Source organism: Bradyrhizobium sp. JR3.5 (genome assembly GCF_054057015.1).
In genome coordinates this window covers 5466857-5490343 of the sequence record NZ_JBSRYV010000002.1, presented here as the reverse complement: position 1 = coordinate 5490343, position 23487 = coordinate 5466857, and the positions used below count along the sequence as shown (strand labels likewise).

The window sequence follows — 23487 nt, the reverse complement described above, 5'->3', positions numbered from 1 at the left end:
GCTTCCTTATTCGGATTTCGTGCATGGCCGTCACGCGTCATCCGACGCGCAGGGATGTGGTCCGTGGCGCCGCTGTCGTCGCAGCGGCGGCGCTGGCGCGTCCGTCGCTGGCGCAAGGCACACCGCGCATCGCGGTGATCGGCGGCGGTTTTGGCGGCGCAGCCTGCGCGCGAGCGCTGCGGCGGCTTGATGCCAAGCTTCAGGTCACGCTGATCGAGCCGAACAAGACCTTTACAGCCTGTCCGTTCAGCAACGAGGTGATCGCAGGCCTGCGTGAACTCTCGGCGCAGCAATTCACCTACGACAAGGTTGCGGCCGACGGCATCACGGTTGCCGCACAGGCGGCCACCAAGGTCGATGCGCAGGCGCGCACCATCGTTCTCGCTGACGGCGCAACGCTCTCCTATGACCGGCTCGTGCTCGCCCCCGGCATCGACATGCGCTTCGACGCCCTCTCCGGCTATGACGAGGCAGCCGCCGAGAAGATACCGCATGCCTGGAAGGCCGGCGCGCAGACCCTGCTCCTGCGCAAGCAGCTTGAAGCCATGGACGATGGCGGCCTGGTCGTGATCGCGGTGCCGGCCGCGCCGTTGCGCTGCCCGCCGGCGCCTTACGAGCGCGCCAGCCTGATCGCGCATTACCTGAAGGCGGACAAGCCGCGCTCCAAGATCCTGGTGCTCGACGCCAAGGACAACTACTCGCAGCAGAAGCTGTTCGAGAAAGCCTGGGCGGAACTCTATCCCGGGATGATCGAACGGATCGCGCTGTCGCAGGGCGGCCGGGTGACGTCGATCAATCCGGCGACCAACGAGATCGTCACCGACTTCGGCAATTACACCGCTGCGGTCGCCAACGTGATCCCGCCGCAGCGAGCCGGCCGGATCGCCGAGATCGCGGGTGCCGCCGACCACACCGGCTGGTGCCCGATCGATCCGGTCAGCTTTGCCTCGAAGCTCGTGCCCAATATCCACGTCATCGGCGATGCCGCGATCGCCGGTGGCATTCCGAAATCGGCCTCCGCCGCGGCGGCGCAAGGCCGGGCCTGCGCGGCCGCGATCGTGAGCTCACTTGCAGGCGAGGCGCCGGAGACGCCGCGGCTCGACGGCGCCTGCTACAACACGGTCGCGCCGGGCTATGCGTTCTCGCTGAAGGGCATCTATCAACCCAAGGAGGATCAGTACGCCGAGGCCGATGTGAGCACGAGCCCAGTGGACGCGCCGCGCGAGGTGCGTCAGCGCGAGGCCGACCAAGCGATCGACTGGTTCAGGACGATTACGGGAGACGTCTTTGGCTAGGCTCGCCCTCGCAACGTTGCTCGCCGCGGCATTGTTCGCAGCCTGCGCGCCCGCCGGCTCCGAAGAGCTGCGCCCCTATACCGTGGTCGGCGATGCGATTCCCGCTTCGTTAACCGGAGCCAAGGCTGATGCAACCCGCGGCCGTGCGCTAATCGTCGAGCGTTCCTCCACTTGCATCCTCTGCCACAGCGGCCCATTTCCCGAACAGGCGTTTCAGGGCGACCTCGCGCCGAGCCTCGCAGGCACCGGCAGCCGCTGGTCGGAAGGACAGTTGCGGCTCCGGCTTGTCGATGCATCGCATCTCAATGCGGCGACGATCATGCCATCCTATTTTCGCGTCGACGGCCTCACGCGCGTCGGCGCGTCATGGCGCGGTAAGCCGATCCTGTCGGCCGAGCAGATCGAGGATATCGTGGCGTATCTTGTGACATTGCGGAACTAGGACAAACAATGGCGGATTCCGACCACACCTCTCGCCGGACATTCCTGGGCCTCGCCGGAGGCGCCGCAGCGCTGGTGATCGTGCACCCTGCGGATGCCACGCCGGCGATGCTGCAGGCCGCGATCCGCAATGTCGTCGGCCAGGCCAATGTGCGGACCGGCAAGGTCAAGCTCGACATCCCGCCGCTGGTCGAGAACGGCAACACCGTGCCGATGACGGTCAGCGTCACGAGCCCGATGTCGGCGGACGAGTATGTGAAGAGCATCCACGTTTTCAACGAGAAGAACCCGCAGCCGAACATCGGCAATTTCTATTTCGGGCCGCGCGCCGGGCGCGCCCAAATATCGACCCGCATCCGCCTCGCCGACAGCCAGAAGGTCACGGCGATCGCGCGGCTGTCCGACGACACGTTCTGGTCGGCAACCGCTGACGTCGTGGTGACGCTCGCCGCCTGCACCGAGGAGGCGATCTGATGCCGTCGGCCCTGATCAACGTGCCGGCCAAGGCCCAGCGCGGCAGCGTCATCGAGATCAAGACGCTGATGTCACACATCATGGAGACCGGCTATCGCCACACCGCGTCGGGCGACGTGGTGCCGCGCGACATCATCACGAGCTTCATTTGCCGCTTCAACGGCGCGGAGGTGTTCCGCGCCGATCTTTATCCGGCGATCGCGGCCAATCCGTTCATCACGTTCTTCACCACGGTGACCGAGAGCGGCAAGTTCGAGTTCGAGTGGATCGGCGACAAGGGGTTTTCGGAGACCGCGCAGGCTTCGATCACGGTCGAATGAAGATTGCCGTCTGCATCGCGCTGCTGACGGCGATGGCGGGCACAGCGCTCGCTACGGAGATTCCGCGATCCGAACGCCGCTCCGGCTACAGCTTCATGAGCCCGGACACCAAGGCGATGCAGGACGAGGACACCGCCAACCCCGGCATGCTGTTCGTGCTCGACGGCGAGGCACTGTGGAAGCGCAAGGCCGGCAGCGCGGACAAGGCCTGCGCCGACTGCCATAACGATGCGCGCATCAGCATGAAGGGCGTCGCGGCGCACTACCCTGCTTTCGAGAAGGCGCTGGGAAAGCCGGTCGACCTCGAAGCGCGGATCAATCTCTGCCGCACCAACCACCAGCAGGCATCGCCATTTGCCTATGAAAGCCGCGAACTGCTGGCGCTGACCGCCTATGTCGCGCAGCAGTCGCGCGGCATGCCGATCGCGACCGGCGACGATCCGGAGCTGGCGCCATTCGTCGCGAAGGGCCACGCGCTGTTCATGCAGCGGCAGGGCCAGCTCAATCTCGGCTGCGCCAATTGCCACGACGACAATTGGGATAAGAAGCTCGCGGGAAGCGCGATCACGCAGGGACAGCCGACCGGCTATCCGCTGTACCGGCTGGAATGGCAATCGCTCGGATCGTTGCAGCGGCGGCTGCGCGCCTGCATCATGGGCATCCGGGCGCAGGCCTATGACTACGGCTCGCCCGAGCTGGTCGAGCTCGAGCTCTATCTGATGTCGCGGGCGCGTGGCATGCCGATCGAGACGCCGGCGGTCAGGCCCTAGCCTCGGCTCGATCCACGTCATTGCAAGCGACGCGAAGCAATCCATTGCTCCCGGCTGTACCGGAAGATGGATTGCTTCATCGCTTCAGCGCAAAATTGCTTTGCAATCTTGCCCCAAACTCCTCGCAATGACGGGGCTAGAGATCACTGCGAAGATCAGCGCTCGGCGAACGCCTTCTCGACTACGAACTGGGCGGGCTCACCGTGATTGCCTTCGACGAAGCCGCGGCCGCCCAGCAGCGTGCGGGTGTCGGCGACCAGCGCCGGCGAGCCGCAGATCATGACGCGGTCATGTGCGGCATCGAGCGCCGGCAGGCCGATGTCGGCGAACAGCTTGCCCGAGGTGATGAGGTCGGTGATGCGGCCGCGATTGCGGAACGGATCGCGCGTCACGGTCGGGTAATAGATCAGCTGATCGCGCACCAGCTCGCCGATCAACTCGTCCTGCGGCAGCTTCTCGGTGATCATCTCGCCATAGGCGAGCTCCTTGACGCGGCGGCAGCCGTGCAGCAGCACGACCTTCTCGAAGCGGTCATAGGTCTCGGGATCCTTGATCACGCTGAGGAACGGGGCGAGACCGGTGCCGGTGCCGATCAGATAGAGGTTGCGGCCGTCCTCGAGGTTGTCGATGACCAGCGTGCCTGTGGCCTTGCGGCTGACGATGATCTCGTCGCCTTCCTTGAGGTGCTGGAGACGCGAGGTCAGCGGGCCGTCCGGAACCTTGATCGAGAAGAACTCGAGTGTGTCCTCGTAGTTCGCGCTGGCGACGCTGTAGGCCCGCAGCAGCGGCTTCTCGCCGACCTTGAGCCCGATCATGGTGAACTCGCCGTTGCGGAAGCGGAACGACGGATTGCGCGTGGTCTTGAAGGAGAACAGCGTGTCGGTCCAGTGATGAACGCTGAGGACGCTTTCCTGGTTGAAATTGCTCATCGCACCAATCCCTGATTTGTGCTGCGGCGGAAAGGGACTTGAACCCCGTTGACCGGCCGGATCGTTTGTATACGATCATTCGTACACAAACGAATAATCCGGCTTGATCCGAAAGTCAAGCCGGGCTCAAATTCCCGGGCAATTTCGGAAAGAAAACAGAAGGAAAACACCCATGGCTCACGACGCGCCCCAGGCCCCCGGCCCCAGCAAGCTGGTGATCCGCAATATCGGGCTATTGCTGTCGGGAGCACTGGAAAGGCCGATCCTGGATGCCGATACCATCGTCGCCGAGAACGGCAAGATCACCGCGATCGGCCGCTTCAATGACGTCGACACCGAAGGCGCCACCACCATCGTCGATGCCAACGGCACGACGGTCGCGCCCGGCCTGATCGACAGCCATGTCCATCCGGTCGCCGGCGACTGGACGCCGCGGCAGAACCAGACCAACTGGATCGACAGCTATCTGCACGGCGGCGTCACCACCATGATCTCCGCCGGCGAAGTGCATATGCCCGGCCGTCCGCGCGACGTGGTCGGGTTGAAGGCGATGGCGATCTTCGCGCAGCGCGCGTTCTGGACGCTGCGGCCGGGCGGCGTGAAGGTCCATGCCGGCGCACCCGTCATCGAATGCGAGATGGTGGAGGATGACTTCAAGGAAATGGCCGCAGCCGGCGTCAAGCTGCTCGGCGAAGTCGGGCTCGGCGGCGTCAAGGATGGTCCCACCGCGCGCAAGATGGTCGGCTGGGCGCGCAAATACGGCATTCAAAGCACGATCCACACCGGCGGCCCCTCGATCCCCGGCTCCGGCCTGATCGACAAGGACGTGGTGCTGGAAGCCGACACCGACGTGGTCGGCCACATCAATGGCGGCCACACCGCGCTGCCCGACGACCAGATCCGCTGCATCTGCGAGGGCTGCAAGCGCGGGCTCGAGCTGGTGCACAACGGCAATGAGCGTTCGGCGCTGTTCACGTTGCGCACCGCGCGCGAGATGGGCGACCTGCATCGCGTCATCCTCGGCACCGACGCGCCGGCCGGCTCCGGCGTGCAGCCGCTCGGCATCCTGCGGATGGTCTCGCTATTGTCCTCGCTCGGCGAGTTGCCGGCCGAGCTCGCGTTCTGCCTTGCGACCGGCAACACCGCGCGGATGCGCGAGCTCGACTGCGGCCTGATCGAGGTCGGCCGTTCCGCCGATTTCGTGCTGATGGACAAGGCGCAGCATTCGCCGGGCAAGAACATCCTGGAGAGCGTTCAGCTCGGCGATCTCCCGGGCATCGGCATGACCATCATCGACGGCATCGTCCGCACCCAGCGCAGCCGCAACACGCCGCCCGCAGGCAAGGTGCCGGAGATCGTAGCGAAGTAATCGAGCTCGACATCAGTCATTCCGGGTTCGCGACTAGGTCGCGCCCGGAATGACGCGATGCGTACAAGACGCGCCATCTTACCGCACCGGAACGTTGCTTTCGCCCGTCATCATTGAGGTGTATCGTGCCGCCCCGCGAACCTAGCCGGCGGCGCTCGCAAGAGCCACGCGACGATCCGGAATAGTTCCTGCCGCATGCCGCCGTGCCATTGGTCCACACCAGAAAACAGGAGGCAGCACGATGACGATGAGGCCAGATCCCACGTTTCACGCCTCGCCGAAGCTTGCGATGGAAGCTCCGGCAGAGAACTTCGCCTACACCGTGCTGCTCAGCCCGGACTTTTCCAAGCCCGACGCGCTCGCGGTCATCGACGTCAAGCCGGGCTCGCCGACCTACAGCAAGATCGTCCACACCGTGACGATGCCCAACAAGGGCGACGAGTTTCACCATTTCGGCTGGAACGCGTGTTCCTCGGCATTGTCCCCGCTTGCGGGACATGCCTTCATCGAGCGCCGCTATCTCATCGTTCCCGGCATGCGGTCGTCGCGGATCTACATCATCGACACCAAGCCGGATCCGACGCAGGCCAAGATCCACAAGATCATCGAGCCCGAGGAGGTCTTCAGGAAGACCGGCTATTCACGCCCGCACACCATTCACTGCGGCCCGGACGGCATTTACGTCTCGACGCTCGGCGGCGGCGGCAAGGACGGCACCGATGGACCGCCCGGCGTGTTCATCATGGACTGCGAGACCTTCGAGGTGCTTGGACGCTGGGAGATCGATCGTGGTCCCCAGAGCAAGCACTATGATTTCTGGTGGAACCTCCCGCGCGACTACATGGTGAGCAGCGAATGGGCGCTGCCGCCGCAATTCGAGAACGGGATCGTGCCGGAGGACCTGCTATCGAACAAATACGGCCATCGCATCCACTTCTGGGATCTGCGCGCGCGCCGCAATGTCCAGACCATCGATCTCGGTGCCAACCATCAAATGGCGCTGGAGGTGCGTCCCGCCCACGATCCGGTTCGCGAATACGGCTTCGTCGGCGTCGTGGTCGATACCACGAACCTCGAGGGTTCGATCTGGACCTGGTGGCGCGAGGGTGGCAAGTTTCACATCGAGAAGACGGCGACGATTCCGCCCGAGCCCGCGTCGAAGGAGCAGCTGCCGCCACTGCTGCAGGGTTTCGGTGCCGTGCCGCCGCTGGTGACCGATATCGACCTGTCGATGGACGACAAATTCCTTTACGTCTCCTGCTGGGCCACCGGCGAGATGCGCCAATACGACGTCAGCGATCCGCGCAAGCCAAAGCTCGCCGGATCGGTGCGCATCGGCGGCATCGTCCGCCGCACGCCGCATCCCAACGGACAGGCATTTGCCGGCGGTCCGCAGATGGTCGAGATCAGCCGCGACGGCAAGCGGGTCTACTGGACCAATTCGCTGTACTCGACCTGGGACGACCAATTCTATCCGCAGGGCATTCCCGGCGCCGAGGTGATGGCGAATGCCGGCCCGGGCGGGGGCCTCGAACTGGCAAAGGACTACTGGGTCAGCTTCCCCGACGGATACCGCGCGCACCAGATCCGGCTTGACGGCGGTGACTGCTCGACGGACTCATTCTGCTATCCATCGGCCTGACTGTGAGTGCAGCCGACTGGACACCGGCCTGGTTGTGGCTGGCGGTGATTGCGAGCGGCCTCTACCACGGGATCAACCCGGGCATGGGCTGGCCGCTCGCGGTTTCGGCCGGATTGATGCGGAGAAGTTCGCGCGCGCTGCTGGCCGCGCTTGGCCCGCTCGCAATCGGTCACCTGCTGGCGATGCTCGTCGTGATCCTTCCCTTCGCGCTGCTGATCACCCTCGTCGAATGGCAGCGCACGATCCGGATCGGCGCCAGCCTGCTTGTGATCACCTTCGGCATCTATCGGCTGATCGACCGGCGCCATCCGCGGGCGTTGGCGCGGATACCGCCGACGCAACTCGCTTTGTGGTCCTTCGCGGTGGCGATCGCCCACGGCGCGGCGCTGATGCTGGTGCCGATCTATCTCGGACTATGCCGCGAGGCTGAGCCGGACCAAGGCCATGCGGCCGCCAACTCCCTGATCGGCACCAGCCTCACCATGGCCGTGCTGGTCTCCATCGTCCATGCCGGCGCGATGATCGCGGCCGGCGGATCTCTGGCGTGGCTGGTCTACCGCTACCTCGGCCTCAAATTCGTCGCCCGGAGCTGGTTCAATCTGGACACGGTTTGGGCCGTCAGCCTGGTGCTGGTCGGCGCCGTCGCGCTGGCGCTCGGTGTTGCGACGTAGTCCGGATGCGACACGGTGGCACTTTCTTCATCCTCCCCTGGAGGGGGAGGATCGGTTCGCATGAAATGCGAACCGAGGTGGGGTGAACAGTCTCTCCATACAGATTCTGCCCGTGTGGAGAGATCACCCCACCCGGCTCGCATCTCGCTTCGCTCGCTGCGATCCGACCCTCCCCCTCCAGGGGAGGGTAAGGTCACCGCAGCCTGCCGAGCAGCGCCATCAGGGTCTCTCGCGCTCCTTGGCGTCGAGCGGCGCCAGCGTCTCCCTGGAGATCACGAGCGCATTCGGCGCGGCCTTGTCGGCCATCTGCTGACCGGCACGCGTCAGGCTCACCATCAGCCGACGGCCGTCGTCGGGATCGGGCGAGGTCTCGGTCAGGCCGCGCGCAGTCAGGCGATCGATCACGCCCTTGATGGTCGCAACGTCCATCGAGGTCAACCGCCCGAGCTGGTTCTGCGAGCAGGGGCCAACCTCCGACAGCTTCGACAGCGCGGCCCACTGCGTCGGCGTCAGGTTGATGCCGATCTCGCGGGCGAAGATCACCGCATGGCGCTGCGACACCTGGCGCAGGATGAAGCCGATCTGCTCGTCCAGCACGTAGCCCGGCTTGGCGGCCTTGACGCTTCGCTTCTGTGCAGCACTCCTCGCCATCGTTTCACCCCACCTTTACAGCGACAGATGCGCGTCGCGGACATCCGGACGCGCATCGAGTTCCGCCATGGTGCCGCCAAAGCAGATTCGGCCGCGTTCGATGATGTAGGCGCGATCCGAGATCAGCCGGGCGAAATGCAGGTTCTGCTCGGAGACGACGATGCTGACGCCCTCTTTCTTCATCGCCAGGATCGCATCGACCATCTGCTCGACAATTTTGGGCGACAGCCCTTCCGAGGGCTCGTCGAGCAGCACGAGCGACGGATTGCCCATCAGCGTGCGCGCGATCGTCAGCATCTGCTGCTCACCGCCGCTCATGCGGCCGCCGGGCCGGCCGCGCATCTCGCCGAGGTTGGGAAACAGCTTGTACAGTTTGTCGCGATCCCATTGCGGCGCGCCCGCCCGCTTGGGCTGGCGGCCGACCTCGAGATTCTCCTCGACCGTGAGATCAGTGAAGATCCGCCGTTCCTCGGGCACATAGCCGAGCCCGCCGCGCACGATCGCATGCGTCGGCAGCTCCGAGACGTCCCTGCCCTCGAACATGACGCGGCCGGAGCGGCTCTCGACCAGGCCGACGATGGAGCGGAACGTGGTCGACTTGCCGGCGCCGTTGCGCCCTAGCAGCGCAACCACCTCGCCCTCACCGACCTCGAGCGCGATGTCGAACAGGATATGCGCCGGGCCATAGAAGCTGTTGAGATCCTTCACCGTGAGCTTCATGCGGATGCTCCCTCGCGGTGCCGGGCGTCGTAGAGAAGGCCTTCGCCGAGATAGATCGCCCGCACCTGGGCATTGCCGCGGACCTCTTCGGGCGAGCCTTCGGCGATCAGGCTGCCGCGGTTGAGCACCAGGATGCGGTCAGCGTGCTCGAACACCACGTCCATGTCGTGCTCGGTGAACAGCACGCCGATCGACTGCTCGCGTGCGATCCGCGCCGTCAGCCGCATCAGCTCGACGCGCTCGCGCGGCGCCATGCCGGCGGTCGGCTCATCCATCAGCAGCAACTTCGGCTGGTTGGCGAGCGCGATCGCAAGCTCCAGCCGCTTGACGTCGCCATAGGCGAGCTCGCCGCAGGGCCGCTCCGCATAAGCGCCCATGCCGACCAGATCGAGCAGCCGCCCGGCCTCGTCGCGCGCCTGACGCGCGGTCGAGGCCCACAGGTTGAACAATTGCCCGCCATGCGAGACCAGCGCGACCTGCACGTTTTCGCGCACTGTCATGGTCGGGAAGGTCGCCGCGATCTGGAAGGTGCGGCCGACACCCATGCGCCAGATCACGCGCGGCTTCTTGCCGGTGGTCTCCGCACCCAGCACGCGGATGCGGCCGCTATCGGGAATGTTTTGGCCGTTGAGCATGTCGAAGCAGGTGCTCTTCCCCGCGCCGTTCGGTCCGATCAGCGCCAGGATCTCGCCGGCGCGCAATTCGAACGAGACGCCACGCACGGCATGCACGCCGCCATAGGATTTGGTCAGCCCCTCGACCGACAGCAATGTGGGAACCATGCTCATTCGGCAGTCTCGATGCGGGAGGTGAGCAGAGGCGACGCCGTCGACGACGATTTGCGCCGGCGATGCATGAGGGCTTCCAGCGTGCCGACGATGCCCTTCGGGAACGCGACCACGATCAGCACGACGAAGCCGCCGAGCACGAGCTTGGAGAGATCGGTCTGGCTGACCAGCCAGATGTTGAGCGCCTTGTAGACGATCGCGCCGACCACCGCGCCGGACACCGTTTCGACGCCGCCGAGCAGCACCATGACCAGCGCATCGACCGACAGCGAGATGCCCATATTGTCAGGGAAGACGCTGCCTTTGAGGTAGGCGAACAGCGCGCCGGCAAGGCCGGCGACCGTGCCCGCGATCACGAAGGCGGTCCACTGGATGCGTTTGCCGTTGATGCCGACGGCTTCGCTGCGCAACGGCGAATCCCGCGTGGCGCGCAGCGCAAAGCCGAACGGCGAGAACACGATGATCCGAAGGATCACGACCGCGAGCGCGGCGATGCCGAGCGACAGCCAGTAGAAATGCGACGGGCTCGCGGCCCATTTCTCCGGCCAGACGCCGAGAATGCCGTTGTCGCCGCCGGTGACCGACACCCACTGGAACGCGATCGACCAGACGATCTGGGCAAAGGCCAGCGTCAGCATCGCGAAATAGACGCCCGAGAGCTGCACCGCGAAGAAGCCGAACACGGCAGCGCCGACCAGCCCGAGCAGCGGGCCGAGCAGCAGGCAGGCGATCATCGGCAAGCCGGCCATCTTGGCGAGCAGCGCCACGCCATAGGCGCCGAGGCCGAAATAGGCGGCATGGCCGAACGAGGCGAGCCCGCCGACCGACATCAGGAAGTGCAGGCTGACCGCGAAGATCACGAAGATCGCGATCTCCGAGCCGACGGTGAGCACGTAATTGCCGGCGACGAACGGCAGCGCCGCGGCAACCACGAGCACCGCGATCGCCGCAAGCCGCTCGTTCGTCGTCAGCGGCCGCCACGGATTCACGGTGAGGCCCGGCGTACGCCGCGCCGGCGCTTCCGGCTTGCCGAACAGCCCCCACGGCCGGACGATCAGCACCACCGCCATCACCAGGAACACCAGGATGATGGAGATCTTCGGGAAGATCAGGATGCCGAAGGCGTTGAGCTCGGACACCAGCACCGCCGCGACAAAGGCGCCGATGATGCTGCCGAGGCCGCCGATCACGACCACGACGAAGACCTCGACGATGACGCGCAAATCCATCGCATGATTGACCGCGTCGCGCGGAATCTGCAGCGCGCCGCCGAGCGCGGCGAGGAAGACGCCGAGCGCGAACACGCTGGTAAACAGCCATTTCTGATTGACGCCGAGCGCTGCGACCATGTCGCGGTCCTGCGTCGCCGCGCGCACCAGCACGCCCCAGCGGGTGCGCTGGAACAACAGCCAGAGCACACCGAGCACGACCGGCCCGAGCACGATCAGGAACAGATCGTAGCTCGGAATATTCTGGCCGAAGAAATCGATCGCGCCCTTGAAGCCCGGTGCGCGGCGGCCGACCAGATCGTCCGGCCCCCAGATCAGCACCACGAGATCCTCGACCATCAGCGTGAGGCCGAAGGTGGCGAGTAGCTGGAACAGCTCGGGCGAATGGTAGATCCGGCGCAGCAGCACCATCTCCACCAGCACGCCGATTGCGGCAACCGCGAGCGCGGCAACGACGATGCCGCCCCAGAAGCCGAACGCGCCCGAGAAGCGCTCGGTCAGCGTGAAGGCGACATAGGCGCCGAGCATGTAGAACGCGCCATGCGCGAAATTCACGATCCGCGTCACGCCGAAGATGATCGACAGACCCGAAGCGACCAGGAACAGCGACGCCGCGCTGGCAAGACCGGTCAGGAACTGGACGACATAGAAGGCCATGGGCGGTCCGCGTTGGAGATCACAAACGTCACTTTCCTTCACCTCGCCCCGCTTGCGGGGAGAGGTCGAAATTCAAGCGCAGCTTGAATTTCGGGTGAGGGGGACTCTCCGCGAGCCCAGCTCGTGGAGAAGGCCCCTCACCAGCGCCGATGCTTCGCATCGGCATTCCTTCTAGACGGCGGCCAGAGGCCGCCTACGCCCTCTTCCCGCAAGAGCGGGGCGAGGGAGTAGAAGTAGAGACCTCAATCCTTCGGCCGCAGCTTCTCGATTTCGGCATCGCCGGGCAGATAGTCCGCGCCCTTGCGATAGGCGGTATCGACCATGATGCCCTTGCCGTCCTTCAGTGCGGTCTTGCCGGTGAAGGCCCCGAGCGTCGACTGGTGATCGATCTTACGGAAGGTGATCTCGCCGAACGGCGATGGCATCGAGATGCCTTCGGCCGCGGCAATCAGCTTCTCCGGATCACTCGAGCCGGCTTTTGCGAGGATCGCCGCCGCGGCCTTGATGGTCTGGTAGCCGACGATCGAGCCGAGCCGCGGATAGTCGTTGTACTTGGCCTGGTAGGCCTTCAGGAACGCGTCGTGCTCGGGCGTCTTGATCGAATACCAGGGATAGCCAGTGACGATCCAACCCTCGGGCGTCTCGTCCTTCAGCGGATCGAGATATTCCGGCTCGCCGGTCAGGAAGCTAACCACCGTACGGCCCTTGAACAGGCCGCGGGTGTTGCCCTCGCGCACGAGCTTGACGAGGTCGGCACCGAAGGTGACGTTGAGGATCGCCTCGGGGTTCGCGGCGGCAGTCGCCTGCACCACCGGGCCGGCATCGATCTTGCCCTGCGGCGGCCATTGCTCGTCGACCCACTGGATATCGGGCCGCTTCTCCGACATCAGCTTCTTGAACACCGCGACCGCCGACTGGCCGTATTCATAGTTCGGCGCGATCGTCGCCCAGCGCTTGGCCGGTAGTTTTGCTGCTTCCTCCACCAGCATCGCCGCCTGCATGTAGTTGGAGGGACGAAGGCGGAACGTGTAGCGGTTGCCCTTCGACCAGGTAATGGCGTCGGTCAAAGGCTCTGCCGCCAGGAAAAACACCTTCTTCTGGTTGGCAAAATCGCTAACGGCGAGGCCGATGTTAGAGAGGAAGGTGCCGGTGAGCATCGCGACGTTCTCGCTCGACACCAACTCGTTGGCCGCGGTCTGCGCATCCGCCGGCTTGCCGCCGTCGTCCTTGGAAATGACGACGAGCTTCTTGCCGTTGATACCGCCGGCGGCATTGATCTCTTCCACCGCAAGCTGCCAGCCCTTGCGATAGGGCTCGGTGAACGCCGGCAACAAGGAGTAAGAGTTGATCTCGCCGATCTTGATTTCACTCTGCGCCAACGCCTGTATCGTCATGGCGCTCGTTGCCATGGTCGCGACCGCGATCGCCAATCCCGCCCCTACGAAATAACCACGCATCCCGTCCTCCAGTTTTTCTTCAAAGAGATTATCGCAATCCGTCTTCGCCCTTGACCTCATCGACCGTCAGCCCGCCGACGCGCGGCAGCGGCCGTCCGCTGTCTGTGATCGCGACCGCGACCATGATCTCATTGGCCCGCGGCGCGTCGTTGATCTGCACCTCCATGCCGTCGAAATGGCTGCGCACGAAGGCGGCGTCCTTGTGCCCGAGCGGAATGTCCAGCGTCCGTGCCGGGACCGGAGCGCTTCTTCGACGACGGGATCAGCGCCGCGCCTTTGGAAAGCACTTTGCGCACCGGCGCGCCCATCTTGGGATGCAAGATCGCGGCCGCGTGCTCAAGCTCGCCATTCTCGCCGACGGCAGCGGCCTTGCCGTAACTGTGCGCCTTGGCGCCGTCGATGCCGAGCGCGGCGACTGCCCGCTTGGAAAGCAATTCGCCAAGTTCCTCGCCGATCGCGATCAGCGGCGACAGATCCTCGACATAGCGGCCGGCAAAGGGGTTTTCGATCACGGCGATCGCAGCAGCGCGCCGGGTCGGCGGTGCGATGGTCTTGCCCATCTCCAGATGGGTCTCCTCGACCACGGTGACGATTTTGCGAATGACGGCGCTCATCTTGGCTCGCTCCCGGTCATGCCTGCAGCATGTATTCTGTCGTCCTTGCCTGAAACGCGTGCGACGCCGGCGCCCCAATCCCAGTTGCACCGACAAGGCGCGTCTCGCCCAGTAGACGCAATGCCGCGCCCTCGATCAATCCCGACGTCAGGAGGTCACGTGCCCGCGCCGCCCCTGTCTCAAGCGCCTGCTCGATCTCATGTTCCGCCAGCGGCCCGACATCGCGGGTCACCAGCCGCGCGCCAAGGTCGCTGTCCGGCTGCAGCTCGCTCGCCGGAACGCGCAGGATCGCAGGATGGTTGGGCAGATCGACCGCATTGGCGATCACGGTCGCCGCGGCATCGGCCTGCGACGCCGTCCGCGCCAGCACGGTGACGGCATCTGCAATGCCGAGCGAGAAGCTGCGGCCGTGGCGGCCGCTGGTCGCGAAGCCGCGGACCGGCATGTCGCTATCTACGGTCACGGTGCGCATCACGCCGTGACGATCCGGCCGGTCCATCAGGCCGACGGTGAATTGCTCGCCATCAAACAGATGCAGCGCGATGTCGCCGCCATTGTTGACATAGGCACGATCGAGCGTTGCTGCCTGCAGCATCGCGCCGAGGATTTCCTCGGCGACCGAGCCCGCAACCGCCGCCATCGGCGTGATGAAACAGCCGGCAGCAAACGGCGCGACCGCCGCATGCATGCGCCGCGCGACCACGCCCTTCAGCACGCAGCGCTGCGGATCGGCCGCGCTGCGCAGCTCGACAAGCTCCGCGCAGAGCTCGTCGAGCAATCCGGTGAAGTGCTCTGCCGCCGCCTGATAGGCGGCGCTGACGTCCGCGTCCCTGCCCTTGGCCTCGATGACCAGATCAATCGGGCCGTCCTGCAAATGCAGCCGCTTGCCGTCAGGAAGAAGCGCGATTTGCGGGAGCCTAGGGCCTTTTCCGTTCCGATGGAATCGGAACGGCGCTCTAGATTCTTGTTTTGACGCGTTTTCTTTGCGCGAACCGGTATCCACTTCGCTGGAAAACGTTCTAGTCATGCGCGCCGCCAGGGAAGATGAGGCATCGGCCGAACTTCGGCGCTGTCGCGCAGCGACGACAGCGGCCGGACAAAATCCATATGGCCGCCGAGCGCCGCGTAATCCGACAGCTTCATCGTAAATTCGATCGGCGCCACCAGCGCCGGGGTCGGGACATAGCCGAAGGCGCCGGCCGGCATCTGCGTGACATCGACCATGAAGGTGATGCCGCCGCCGGGCCAGACATAGACCGGCGCGCCGCCGCTGGTCACCCGCGTCAGCGCGTCCTTCACCGAACGGGTCAGCCGCACCGGGTTGTCGGTCACGCCGGCGCGCAGTGATCCGCCCGCCCCGCCCATGAACAGCACGGTGCACAGCGCCGGCTCGCAATTCTCCTGGATGCGCTCGACCGAGAATTTGAGGTCCGCCGGCATCTCGGTCTCGATCGGCTTCAGCGCTTCGTCCAGCACGTAGTAGGAAGCATGCTCGCCGGTGGTCGAGACCATCAGCATGGTGAGCCCCGGCCGCGCTTCCTTCGCATTGAAGGGACCCAGGATCGACAGCGGATCGGAGATGTTGGTGCCGCCCCATCCGGTGCCGGGATCGGCGACCTGGAAGTAGCGGCCCGGCGTCGAACGGCGGCCCTTCATCTTGATGCCGGTGTCGGCGATATCGAGCAGCTTGCCGGCCTGGTGCTCGCTGAGCACGCCGGTGATGTGGTCGTCGACCACCACGACCTCGTCGACCTTGCCGTGCCACTGCTTGGCGAACATGCCGATGGTCGCCGAGCCGCAGCCGACCCGCATGCGCTCTTCCGCCATGCCATTGACGATCGGCGGCTTGCCCGCCTGCACCACCACGGTCGCGCCGCCGTCGATGGTCAACTCCACCGCCTTGCAGTTGGAGAGATCCATCAGCGTGTCGCAGGTGACGCGGCCTTCCTTCTTGGAGCCGCCAGTCAGATGATGCACGCCGCCGAGCGACAGCATCTGCGAGCCATATTCGCTGGTCGTGACGTGGCCGACTGCCTCGCCGTCCGCGCGCACGATCGCGGTCTCCGGGCCGAGATAGCGGTCGGTGTCGATCTTCACCTTGACGCCGCAATAGGGAGAAAATGCCTTCGGTCACCACGGTGACCATGTCGACGCCATCGACCTCCGACGACACGATGAACGGCGCCGGCTTGTAGTCGGGATAGGTGGTTCCGGCGCCGATCGCGGTGACGAACAGTTCGGGCTGACGGACGATCTTGCCGTCCCAGTCGCCGCTCGCCTGGAACGGCACCAGCTTGCCGCCATGCGAGACCGTGCGCTCCAGCACGACATGCGGATCGACGCGCACCAGCGTGCCGTCGTGATTGGCATACCGGTCACACGCGCCGGCCGCGCCCGGCTTGATGTAGCACATCACCGGACAGGCATCGCAGCGGATCTTGTCGCCGGCGGCGACGGTCATTGTGTCAGCCATCGTGACCAAGCCTGGACTTGTGGTGGCGGTCGATCATACTGCGCTTCCGCCTCCCCTGCCTATATCGTTCGTATACGAATGATCCTGCGCGCGGGCCCGGGACCTGTCAAGCGGCCTTTGCGATCAAACGCTGCCATTCGCTTGCGCACCCTGTTCATAAAGCGTGCACACGCTGCAGCGCGGCATGCCGCCGCTTGCACGTTTGTATACAAACGTTATCCTCGTCGGCGATCTGACGCTGACATTGCAGCGCAAACATCAGGGGAGAACCGGGGCAATGCGCCTGACCGTGAACGGCAGGAATCATGATGTCGACGCCGCTCCCGACACCGCATTGCTTTACGTGCTGCGCAACGATCTCGCATTGAACGGACCTAAATATGGTTGCGGGCTCGGCGAGTGCGGCGCCTGCGCGGTGCTGATCGACGGCGTTGCCGCGCGCGCCTGCGTGATTCCGATCGAAGGTTGCGCGGGGCGCAACATCGTCACGCTCGAAGGTCTCGGCAGCCGCGAGCATCCCGATCCCGTGCAGGATGCCTTCATCCGCGAACAGGCCGCGCAGTGCGGCTATTGTCTCAACGGCATGATCATCACCACCAAGGCGCTGCTCACGCGCAATCCCCATCCGTCCGAGCATGAGGTGCTGGAAGCGCTGCGCTACAATCTTTGCCGCTGCGGCGCGCATATCGAGATCATCCGCGCGGCAATGCGTGCCGCCGGCCACGTGCTCGAGGCGCGCGATTGATGGCCGGTTCGGAGCAACGCATGCGCGGCTCGCTGTCGGTCGTCCGCCCTGCAGTGCTGGGTGCGGAAGGCGCGTTCGAGACCTTCATCACCATCACGGCCGACGGTTCGGTTAACGCCTATAATGGCCATGTCGATCTCGGCACCGGCATCCGCACCGCGCTCGGACAGATCGTTGCCGAAGAGCTCGACGTCTCCTTTGCCCGCGTCGTCGTGATCCTCGGCGACACCGCCGTGGTGCCGAACCAGGGCGCGACGATCGCAAGCGAGACCATCCAGATCACCGCCGTTCCCCTGCGCCAGGCCGCCGCGCAGGCGCGGCATTTTTTGCTCGCGCGTGCGGCTGAACGGCTCGAACTACCGGTCGAAGAGCTGACGATCGAGGACGGCTTGATCCGCGGCCACGACAACCGCAGCGTCAGCTATGGCGAGCTGATCGCCGACGACACCATCCGGCTCGAGCTCGCCGACGACGTTCCGGTCAAGGCGGTGGACGCCTATTCCGTCGTCGGCAAGTCGGTGCCGCGCGTCGACCTGCCGGCGAAAGCCACCGGCGAGCTGGTCTATGTCCACGATGTACGCGTGCCCGGCATGCTGCATGGCCGCGTCGTCCGCCCGCCCTATGCCGGCGTCGATGCCGGACCGTTCGTCGGCACCAGCCTGATCGCGGTCGATGAAGCCTCGGTGCGGGATATTCCCGGCCTTGTCGCGGTGGTGCGGATCGGCGATTTCGTCGGCGTCGTCGCCGAGCGCGAGGAGAACGCAATCAAGGCCGCCGCGCAGCTCAAGGTGAGCTGGAAGCCGGGGCCGGCGCTGACCGACCTCTCCGACATCGAGCAGGCGCTGCGCGCCAATCCCGCGACGCCGCGCCAGCTGATCGACAAGGGCGACGTCGATGCCGCGATCAAGGCGGCCGCTAGGCCGATGCAACGGACTTACGTCTGGTCCTACCAGATGCACGGCTCGATCGGCCCGTCCTGCGCGGTCGCCGATTGCAGCGAGGGTGCGATCCGGGTCTGGTCCGGCACCCAGAACCCGCACATCCTGCGCGGCGATCTGGCGCTCTTGATCCAGCGGCCGGAATCCGAGATCGACATCATCAGGATGGAGGCCGCCGGCTGCTACGGCCGCAACTGCGCCGACGACGTCTCGGCCGATGCGCTGCTGCTGTCGCGCGCGGTCGGCCGCCCGGTGCGCGTCCAGCTTACCCGCGAGCAGGAACATGCGTGGGAGCCGAAGGGCACCGCGCAGCTGATGGACGTCAACGGCGGCCTCAACGCCGACGGCAGCGTCGCTGGCTACGACTTCGTTACGCGCTATCCCTCCAACGGCGCGCCGACGCTGGCGCTGCTGCTCACCGGACGGATCGCACCTGAAGCGGCCGTGTTCGAGATGGGCGACCGCACCGCGATCCCGCCCTACGACTACGAGAACATGCGCGTGGTCGCCAACGACATGCCGCCGATCGTGCGCGCCTCATGGCTTCGCGGCGTCTCTGCGCTGCCCAACACGTTCGCGCATGAATCCTATATCGACGAGCTTGCCGCCGAAGCCGAGGTCGATCCGATCGAATACCGGTTGCGCTACCTGAAAGACAAGCGCGCGATCGATCTCGTCAACGCGGTTGCCGAGCGCGCCGGCTGGACGCCGCGCCCGGTGCGCCAGGCACCCGAGGCGGAAGGCGACATCGTCCGCGGCCGCGGCTTTGCCTATGCGCTCTACGTGCACAGCAAGTTTCCCGGCTACGGCGCGGCGTGGTCGGCCTGGATCGCCGACGTCGCGGTCAACAAGGCAACCGGCGATGTCAGCGTGACCCGCGTCGTGGCCGGCCAGGATTCCGGATTGATGATCAATCCGGAGGGCGTGCGGCACCAGATCGAAGGCAACGTCATCCAGTCGACCAGCCGCGCATTGATGGAGGAAGTCTCCTTCGAGCGCGGCGCGGTGACGGCAAGGGAATGGGGCGCCTACCCCATCATCAAATTCCCCGACCTGCCCAAGATCGATGTGTTGATGCTGCCGCGGCAGGACCAGCCGCCGCTCGGCGTCGGCGAGTCCGCCTCGGTGCCGAGTGCCGCCGCGATCGCCAATGCGATCTATGATGCGACCGGCGTCCGCTTTCGCGAGCCGCCGTTCACGCCGGAACGCATTTTGAAGGGACTGCGCGGCGAACAGCCCGTGACGCCTGCGGCGCTTCCCTCTCCCGCGCCGCCGGCCGACCTCAACAGGTGGCAAAATCCGTTTGCGAAACGCGGCGGCGTGCTCGCGGGCATTGCCGCGCTCTGCGCCGCGGCGATCGGAATCGGCGCGGCAGTGCTGCCCTGGCGCGCGATTGCGCCGATCGCCCGGCCCGATGCCTCGGCCTATTCCGCCGCGACGATCGCACGCGGCAAGGAGCTCGCGGCACTCGGCGCCTGCGCGGTCTGCCATACGTCGGAACATGGCATCGCGAACACCGGCGGCCGTCCGCTCGAGACGCCGTTCGGCACGATCTACACGACCAACATCACGCCCGATATCGACACCGGCATCGGCGCCTGGTCCTATCCCGCGTTCGAGCGCGCGATGCGCGAAGGCATTCATCGCGACGGCCACCATCTCTATCCGGCGTTTCCGTACACGCATTTTGCCAGGACCACCGATGCCGACCTGCAGGCGCTCTATGCCTATCTGATGGCGCAGGCGCCGGTGCGCGCCGCGACGCGGCCGAACGCGCTGGCCTTTCCGTTCAACCTGCGGCCGCTGCTCGCCGGATGGAATGCGCTATTCCACCAGCCGCGCCCATTCCAGCCCGATCCATCGAAATCGGCGATCTGGAATCGCGGCGCCTACCTGATCGAGGGGCTTGGCCATTGCAGCGCCTGCCATTCGCCACGCAATGCGCTCGGCGCCGAGCGGCAAGGCGCCTATCTCGCCGGCGGCTTCGCCGAGGGCTGGGAGGCGCCGGCGCTGACGTCGCTGTCAAAGGCGCCGGTCCCCTGGAACGAGGGCGAGCTTTACGCTTATCTGCGCACCGGCGAGTCCCGTCTGCACGGCGTCGCCGCGGGGCCGATGGCGCCGGTCGTGCAGGAGCTCGCCGGGGTGCCCGACCAGGACATCCGCGCCATGGCGGTCTACCTCGCCTCGTTCAACGAGGCCACCGATCGGCCCGCGCACGATGCCCTGGCCGCCAAGCTCGAAGCCACCACCGCCGTCACCACTGCGGCCTCGGCGGGCGCACGTATCTATCAGGGCGCCTGCGCCGTCTGTCATGAGGTCGGCGGCCCGCCGCTGTTCGGCAGCCGACCGTCGCTGGCGCTGAACAGCAATCTGCACAGCGACGCGCCGGACAACCTAATCCAGGTGATCCTGCACGGCATCGCCAAGCCGGCCGTGACCGATCTCGGCTACATGCCGGCCTTCAAGGACAGCATGAGCGACGGCCAAGTCGCCGAGCTCGTCACGTTCCTCCGGCGGCAGTTTGCCCCGGACAAGCCGGCCTGGAGCGACGTCGCCGCCAAGGTCGGCCGTATACGGCAGACCATAGCGCGCTGACCTGCCATGTTCCGCCCGATACCCACTGGGCGGGCGGCGCCCGGCAGGCTAAGGTTCCCGCATGACCGTGACAGACATCGCGACCCGGACCTACAACCACGGCTGGCGGCTCGACCCGATCGTGCGCAGCCTGCTCGACACCGATTTCTACAAGCTGTTGATGCAGCAGATGATCCGGGAAAGCTATCCGGACACCCGCACGACCTTTTCGGTGATCAACCGATCGACCCATATCCGGCTTGCCGAGGTCATCGACGAGGGCGAGCTGCGCGCCCAGCTCGACCACGCCCGCACCATCCGCTTCACCAAGAAGGAACTGATCTGGCTCGCCGGCAACACGTTCTACGGCAAGACCCAGATGTTCTCGCCCGATTTCATCAACTGGCTCTCGACCTTCCGCCTGCCCGAATACGAGCTGAACAAGGTCGACGGCCAGTATGAGCTGCATTTCCACGGGCCGTGGACCCACACCACGATGTGGGAGATCCCGGCGCTCGCGATCCTCAACGAGCTGCGCTCGCGCGCGGCGACCAAGACCTACGGCCGCTTCGCGCTCGACGTGCTCTACGCCCGCGCCAAGGCCAAGCTGTGGGCCAAGGTCGAGCGGCTGCGGAAGCTGGACGGATTGCGGCTGTCCGATTTCGGCACGCGCCGCCGCCACGGCTTCCTCTGGCAGCGCTGGTGCGTCGAGGCGGTGAAGGAAGGCCTCGGCCCGTCCTTCACCGGAACGTCGAACGTGCTGCTCGCGATGGACAACGACCTCGAGGCGATCGGCACCAACGCGCACGAGCTGCCGATGGTGGCCGCGGCACTCGCCGACGACGACCAGGAGCTGCGCTGGGCGCCCTATCGCATCCTCGACCAATGGCGCCACGCCTATGGCGGCAACCTCCTGATCGCCCTGCCCGATGCCTTCGGTACCAAGCCGTTCCTGCGCGATGCGCCGGAATGGGTCGCCGACTGGACCGGTTTTCGTCCCGACAGCGCGCCGCCGATCACCGCCGGCGAAGAGATCATCAAGTGGTGGAAGCAGAAGGGCCGCGACCCCAAGGAGAAGCTGCTGGTGTTCTCCGACGCGATGGATGTCGGCTCGATCGAGGAGACATTCCATCACTTCAAGGGGCGTGTGCGCGTCAGCTTCGGCTGGGGCACCAACCTCACCAACGATTTCGTCGGCTGCGCGCCTGATGGCACCGCCGAGCTCGATCCGATCTCGATCGTGTGCAAGGTGACGTCGGTCGACGGACGCCCGGCCGTCAAGCTCTCCGACAATCCGGAGAAGGCGACCGGCATCCCGTCCGAAGTCGAGCGCTATCTGCGCGTGTTCGGCAATGTCGGCCGTGTTCGCACCGCAGTTCACGTCTAAGCTAACGCGGTAATCACCTTCATCGACTGACCCGACGAGCTTCGCATGCCCGCACCCAAGCCGCCTGCCTTCGAAACCCTGAGCCTGCACGCCGGCCAGCGCCCCGATCCCGCGACCGGCGCGCGCGCGGTTCCGATCTATCAGACCACGTCCTACGTGTTCCAGGACGCCGATCACGCCGCCGCGCTGTTCAACCTCGAACGCGCCGGCCACATCTACACCCGCATCTCCAATCCGACGACATCAGTGCTGGAAGAGCGCATCGCCGCGCTCGAATGCGGCGTCGGCGCGATCTGCACCGCCAGCGGCATGGCGGCGATGCATCTGGCGATCGCGACGCTGCTCAATGCCGGCGACCACATCGTCGCCTCCGCCTCGCTCTATGGCGGCACCATCAACCTCTTGGCGCACACGCTGCCGCGCTTCGGCATCACCACGACCTTCGTGAAGCCCCGTGCGCTGGGCGAATTTCGTGCTGCGATCAAGCCGAACACGCGGCTCGTGATCGGCGAGACCATCGGCAATCCCGGCCTCGAGGTGCTCGATATCCCCGCGGTCGCGCAGATCGCGCATGATGCGAAGATTCCGCTGCTGATCGACAACACCTTCGCGACGCCCTATCTGAGCCAGCCGATCGAGCTCGGTGCCGACATCACGATGAACTCGGCGACCAAGTGGATGGGCGGCCACGGCATCGCGATCGGCGGCGTCATCGTCGACGGCGGCCGGTTCGACTGGCGCGCCTCCGGCAAATTCCCGCAGCTGACCGAGCCCTATGCCGGCTATCATGGCATCGTCTTCGACGAGCAGTTCGGCAAGGCCGCCTTCGTCATGCGCGCCCGCACCGAGGGCCTGCGCGATTTCGGCGCCTGCCTGTCGCCGACCAACGCCTTCCAGCTGCTGCAGGGCATCGAGACGCTCGGCGTCCGCATGGACCGCCATGTCAGCAACACCCATGCCGTGCTAGATTTCCTGACCACGAACAAGGCGGTTGACTGGGTGCTGCATCCGTCGCTGGAGAGCCATCCGGACTACGCGCTGGCGAAGAAGCTGTTGCCGCGCGGCGCCGGCTCGATCGTCAGCTTCGGCATCAAGGGCGGCCGCGCGGCCGGCAAGAAGTTCATCGAGCAGCTGAAGCTGATCAGCCATCTCGCCAATGTCGGCGACGCCAAGACGCTGGTGATCCACCCCGCCAGCACCACGCACCAGCAGATGGACGCCGATCAGCTTAAGGCCGCCGGCATCGGCGAGGAGCTGGTGCGGCTCTCGGTCGGCATCGAGACCGCGCAGGATATCATCGACGATCTCGGCCAGGCGCTGCGCGCCTCGCAAAGGACTTAGGG

General features: G+C 65.6%; 18 protein-coding genes and 3 pseudogenes. 12 read left to right on the top strand and 9 right to left on the bottom strand.

Annotation, left to right across the window (positions count from 1 at the left end; all coding sequences use genetic code 11):
- Positions 1–23: 23 nt before the first annotated feature.
- From ACVWW1_RS43180 to soxA, 5 genes are read left to right on the top strand one after another with little or no spacing between them, the layout of a single operon-like run.
- The gene (locus tag ACVWW1_RS43180; RefSeq protein ID WP_456660080.1) at positions 24–1295 is read left to right on the top strand and encodes an FCSD flavin-binding domain-containing protein; all 1272 of its coding nucleotides are present in this window, start codon (positions 24–26) and stop codon (positions 1293–1295) included.
- The gene (gene soxX / locus ACVWW1_RS43175) at positions 1288–1737 is read left to right on the top strand and encodes a sulfur oxidation c-type cytochrome SoxX (protein ID WP_456660079.1); all 450 of its coding nucleotides are present in this window, start codon (positions 1288–1290) and stop codon (positions 1735–1737) included. Before ACVWW1_RS43180 ends, soxX begins: the two co-directional genes overlap by 8 nt.
- An 8-nt stretch (positions 1738–1745) precedes the next feature.
- The gene (locus tag ACVWW1_RS43170; protein WP_456660078.1) at positions 1746–2210 is read left to right on the top strand and encodes a SoxY-related AACIE arm protein; all 465 of its coding nucleotides are present in this window, start codon (positions 1746–1748) and stop codon (positions 2208–2210) included.
- Complete coding sequence (gene soxZ / locus ACVWW1_RS43165; RefSeq protein ID WP_456660077.1) at positions 2210–2530, top strand: thiosulfate oxidation carrier complex protein SoxZ; 321 nt, start codon at positions 2210–2212, stop codon at positions 2528–2530. The genes ACVWW1_RS43170 and soxZ overlap by 1 nt, the downstream gene beginning before the upstream one ends.
- Positions 2527–3300, top strand: a complete 774-nt coding sequence (soxA, locus tag ACVWW1_RS43160) for a sulfur oxidation c-type cytochrome SoxA (protein WP_456660076.1) — start codon at positions 2527–2529, stop codon at positions 3298–3300. Before soxZ ends, soxA begins: the two co-directional genes overlap by 4 nt.
- A gap of 155 nt (positions 3301–3455) precedes the next feature.
- Here the strand turns inward: soxA and ACVWW1_RS43155 are convergent, their stop codons facing one another.
- Positions 3456–4229, bottom strand: coding sequence for a ferredoxin--NADP reductase (locus ACVWW1_RS43155; protein WP_207836068.1), 774 nt, complete (start codon positions 4227–4229; stop codon positions 3456–3458).
- A 172-nt stretch (positions 4230–4401) separates the two neighbouring features.
- Between ACVWW1_RS43155 and ACVWW1_RS43150 the strand changes: the two genes are divergently transcribed.
- The 3 genes from ACVWW1_RS43150 (at position 4402) to ACVWW1_RS43140 (ending at position 7911) form a co-directional block, all read left to right on the top strand.
- A complete protein-coding gene (locus ACVWW1_RS43150) occupies positions 4402–5598 on the top strand; it encodes an amidohydrolase family protein (RefSeq protein ID WP_456660075.1) in 1197 nt (398 codons plus the stop codon).
- Between the two features lie 241 nt (positions 5599–5839).
- Positions 5840–7240 (top strand): selenium-binding protein SBP56-related protein, encoded by a 1401-nt coding sequence (locus ACVWW1_RS43145; protein WP_456660074.1) that lies wholly within the window; start codon positions 5840–5842, stop codon positions 7238–7240.
- Between the two features lie 2 nt (positions 7241–7242).
- Positions 7243–7911, top strand: a complete 669-nt coding sequence (locus tag ACVWW1_RS43140) for a hypothetical protein (RefSeq protein ID WP_456660073.1) — start codon at positions 7243–7245, stop codon at positions 7909–7911.
- A 193-nt stretch (positions 7912–8104) separates the two neighbouring features.
- Here ACVWW1_RS43140 and ACVWW1_RS43135 read toward each other — a convergent pair.
- The 8 genes and pseudogenes from ACVWW1_RS43135 to ACVWW1_RS43100 all read right to left on the bottom strand — a co-directional run bounded on the left by ACVWW1_RS43135 (position 8105) and on the right by ACVWW1_RS43100 (position 16500).
- Positions 8105–8562, bottom strand: a pseudogene (locus ACVWW1_RS43135) (MarR family winged helix-turn-helix transcriptional regulator).
- A gap of 15 nt (positions 8563–8577) precedes the next feature.
- Complete coding sequence (locus ACVWW1_RS43130) at positions 8578–9282, bottom strand: ABC transporter ATP-binding protein (RefSeq protein ID WP_456660072.1); 705 nt, start codon at positions 9280–9282, stop codon at positions 8578–8580.
- Positions 9279–10070 (bottom strand): ABC transporter ATP-binding protein, encoded by a 792-nt coding sequence (locus ACVWW1_RS43125; protein WP_092124897.1) that lies wholly within the window; start codon positions 10068–10070, stop codon positions 9279–9281. Before ACVWW1_RS43125 ends, ACVWW1_RS43130 begins: the two co-directional genes overlap by 4 nt.
- Positions 10067–11956 (bottom strand): ABC transporter permease, encoded by a 1890-nt coding sequence (locus tag ACVWW1_RS43120; protein WP_456660071.1) that lies wholly within the window; start codon positions 11954–11956, stop codon positions 10067–10069. The genes ACVWW1_RS43125 and ACVWW1_RS43120 overlap by 4 nt, the downstream gene beginning before the upstream one ends.
- Before the next feature lie 242 nt (positions 11957–12198).
- Positions 12199–13413 carry an ABC transporter substrate-binding protein gene (locus tag ACVWW1_RS43115; protein WP_456660070.1) on the bottom strand — a complete coding sequence of 405 codons (1215 nt, stop codon included), beginning with the start codon at positions 13411–13413 and terminating at the stop codon, positions 12199–12201.
- Between the two features lie 28 nt (positions 13414–13441).
- Positions 13442–14027 (bottom strand): annotated as a pseudogene (locus ACVWW1_RS43110) (amino acid synthesis family protein).
- A gap of 16 nt (positions 14028–14043) precedes the next feature.
- On the bottom strand, positions 14044–15054 hold the full coding sequence (locus ACVWW1_RS43105; RefSeq protein WP_456660069.1) for a UPF0280 family protein: 1011 nt from the start codon (positions 15052–15054) through the stop codon (positions 14044–14046).
- Positions 15051–16500, bottom strand: a pseudogene (locus ACVWW1_RS43100) (6-hydroxynicotinate reductase). The gene ACVWW1_RS43105 and the pseudogene ACVWW1_RS43100 overlap by 4 nt, the downstream one beginning before the upstream one ends.
- A 277-nt stretch (positions 16501–16777) precedes the next feature.
- Between ACVWW1_RS43100 and ACVWW1_RS43095 the strand changes: the two are divergent.
- The 4 genes from ACVWW1_RS43095 (at position 16778) to ACVWW1_RS43080 (ending at position 23485) form a co-directional block, all read left to right on the top strand.
- Entirely contained in the window at positions 16778–17245 is a 468-nt protein-coding gene (locus tag ACVWW1_RS43095; protein WP_176532812.1) for a (2Fe-2S)-binding protein, read from the top strand.
- 20 nt (positions 17246–17265) lie between these two features.
- Complete coding sequence (locus ACVWW1_RS43090; RefSeq protein ID WP_456660068.1) at positions 17266–20778, top strand: molybdopterin cofactor-binding domain-containing protein; 3513 nt, start codon at positions 17266–17268, stop codon at positions 20776–20778.
- A 61-nt stretch (positions 20779–20839) separates the two neighbouring features.
- A complete protein-coding gene (pncB, locus tag ACVWW1_RS43085) occupies positions 20840–22144 on the top strand; it encodes a nicotinate phosphoribosyltransferase (RefSeq protein ID WP_456660067.1) in 1305 nt (434 codons plus the stop codon).
- 45 nt (positions 22145–22189) lie between these two features.
- Entirely contained in the window at positions 22190–23485 is a 1296-nt protein-coding gene (locus ACVWW1_RS43080; protein ID WP_456660066.1) for an O-acetylhomoserine aminocarboxypropyltransferase, read from the top strand.
- Positions 23486–23487: the final 2 nt, after the last annotated feature.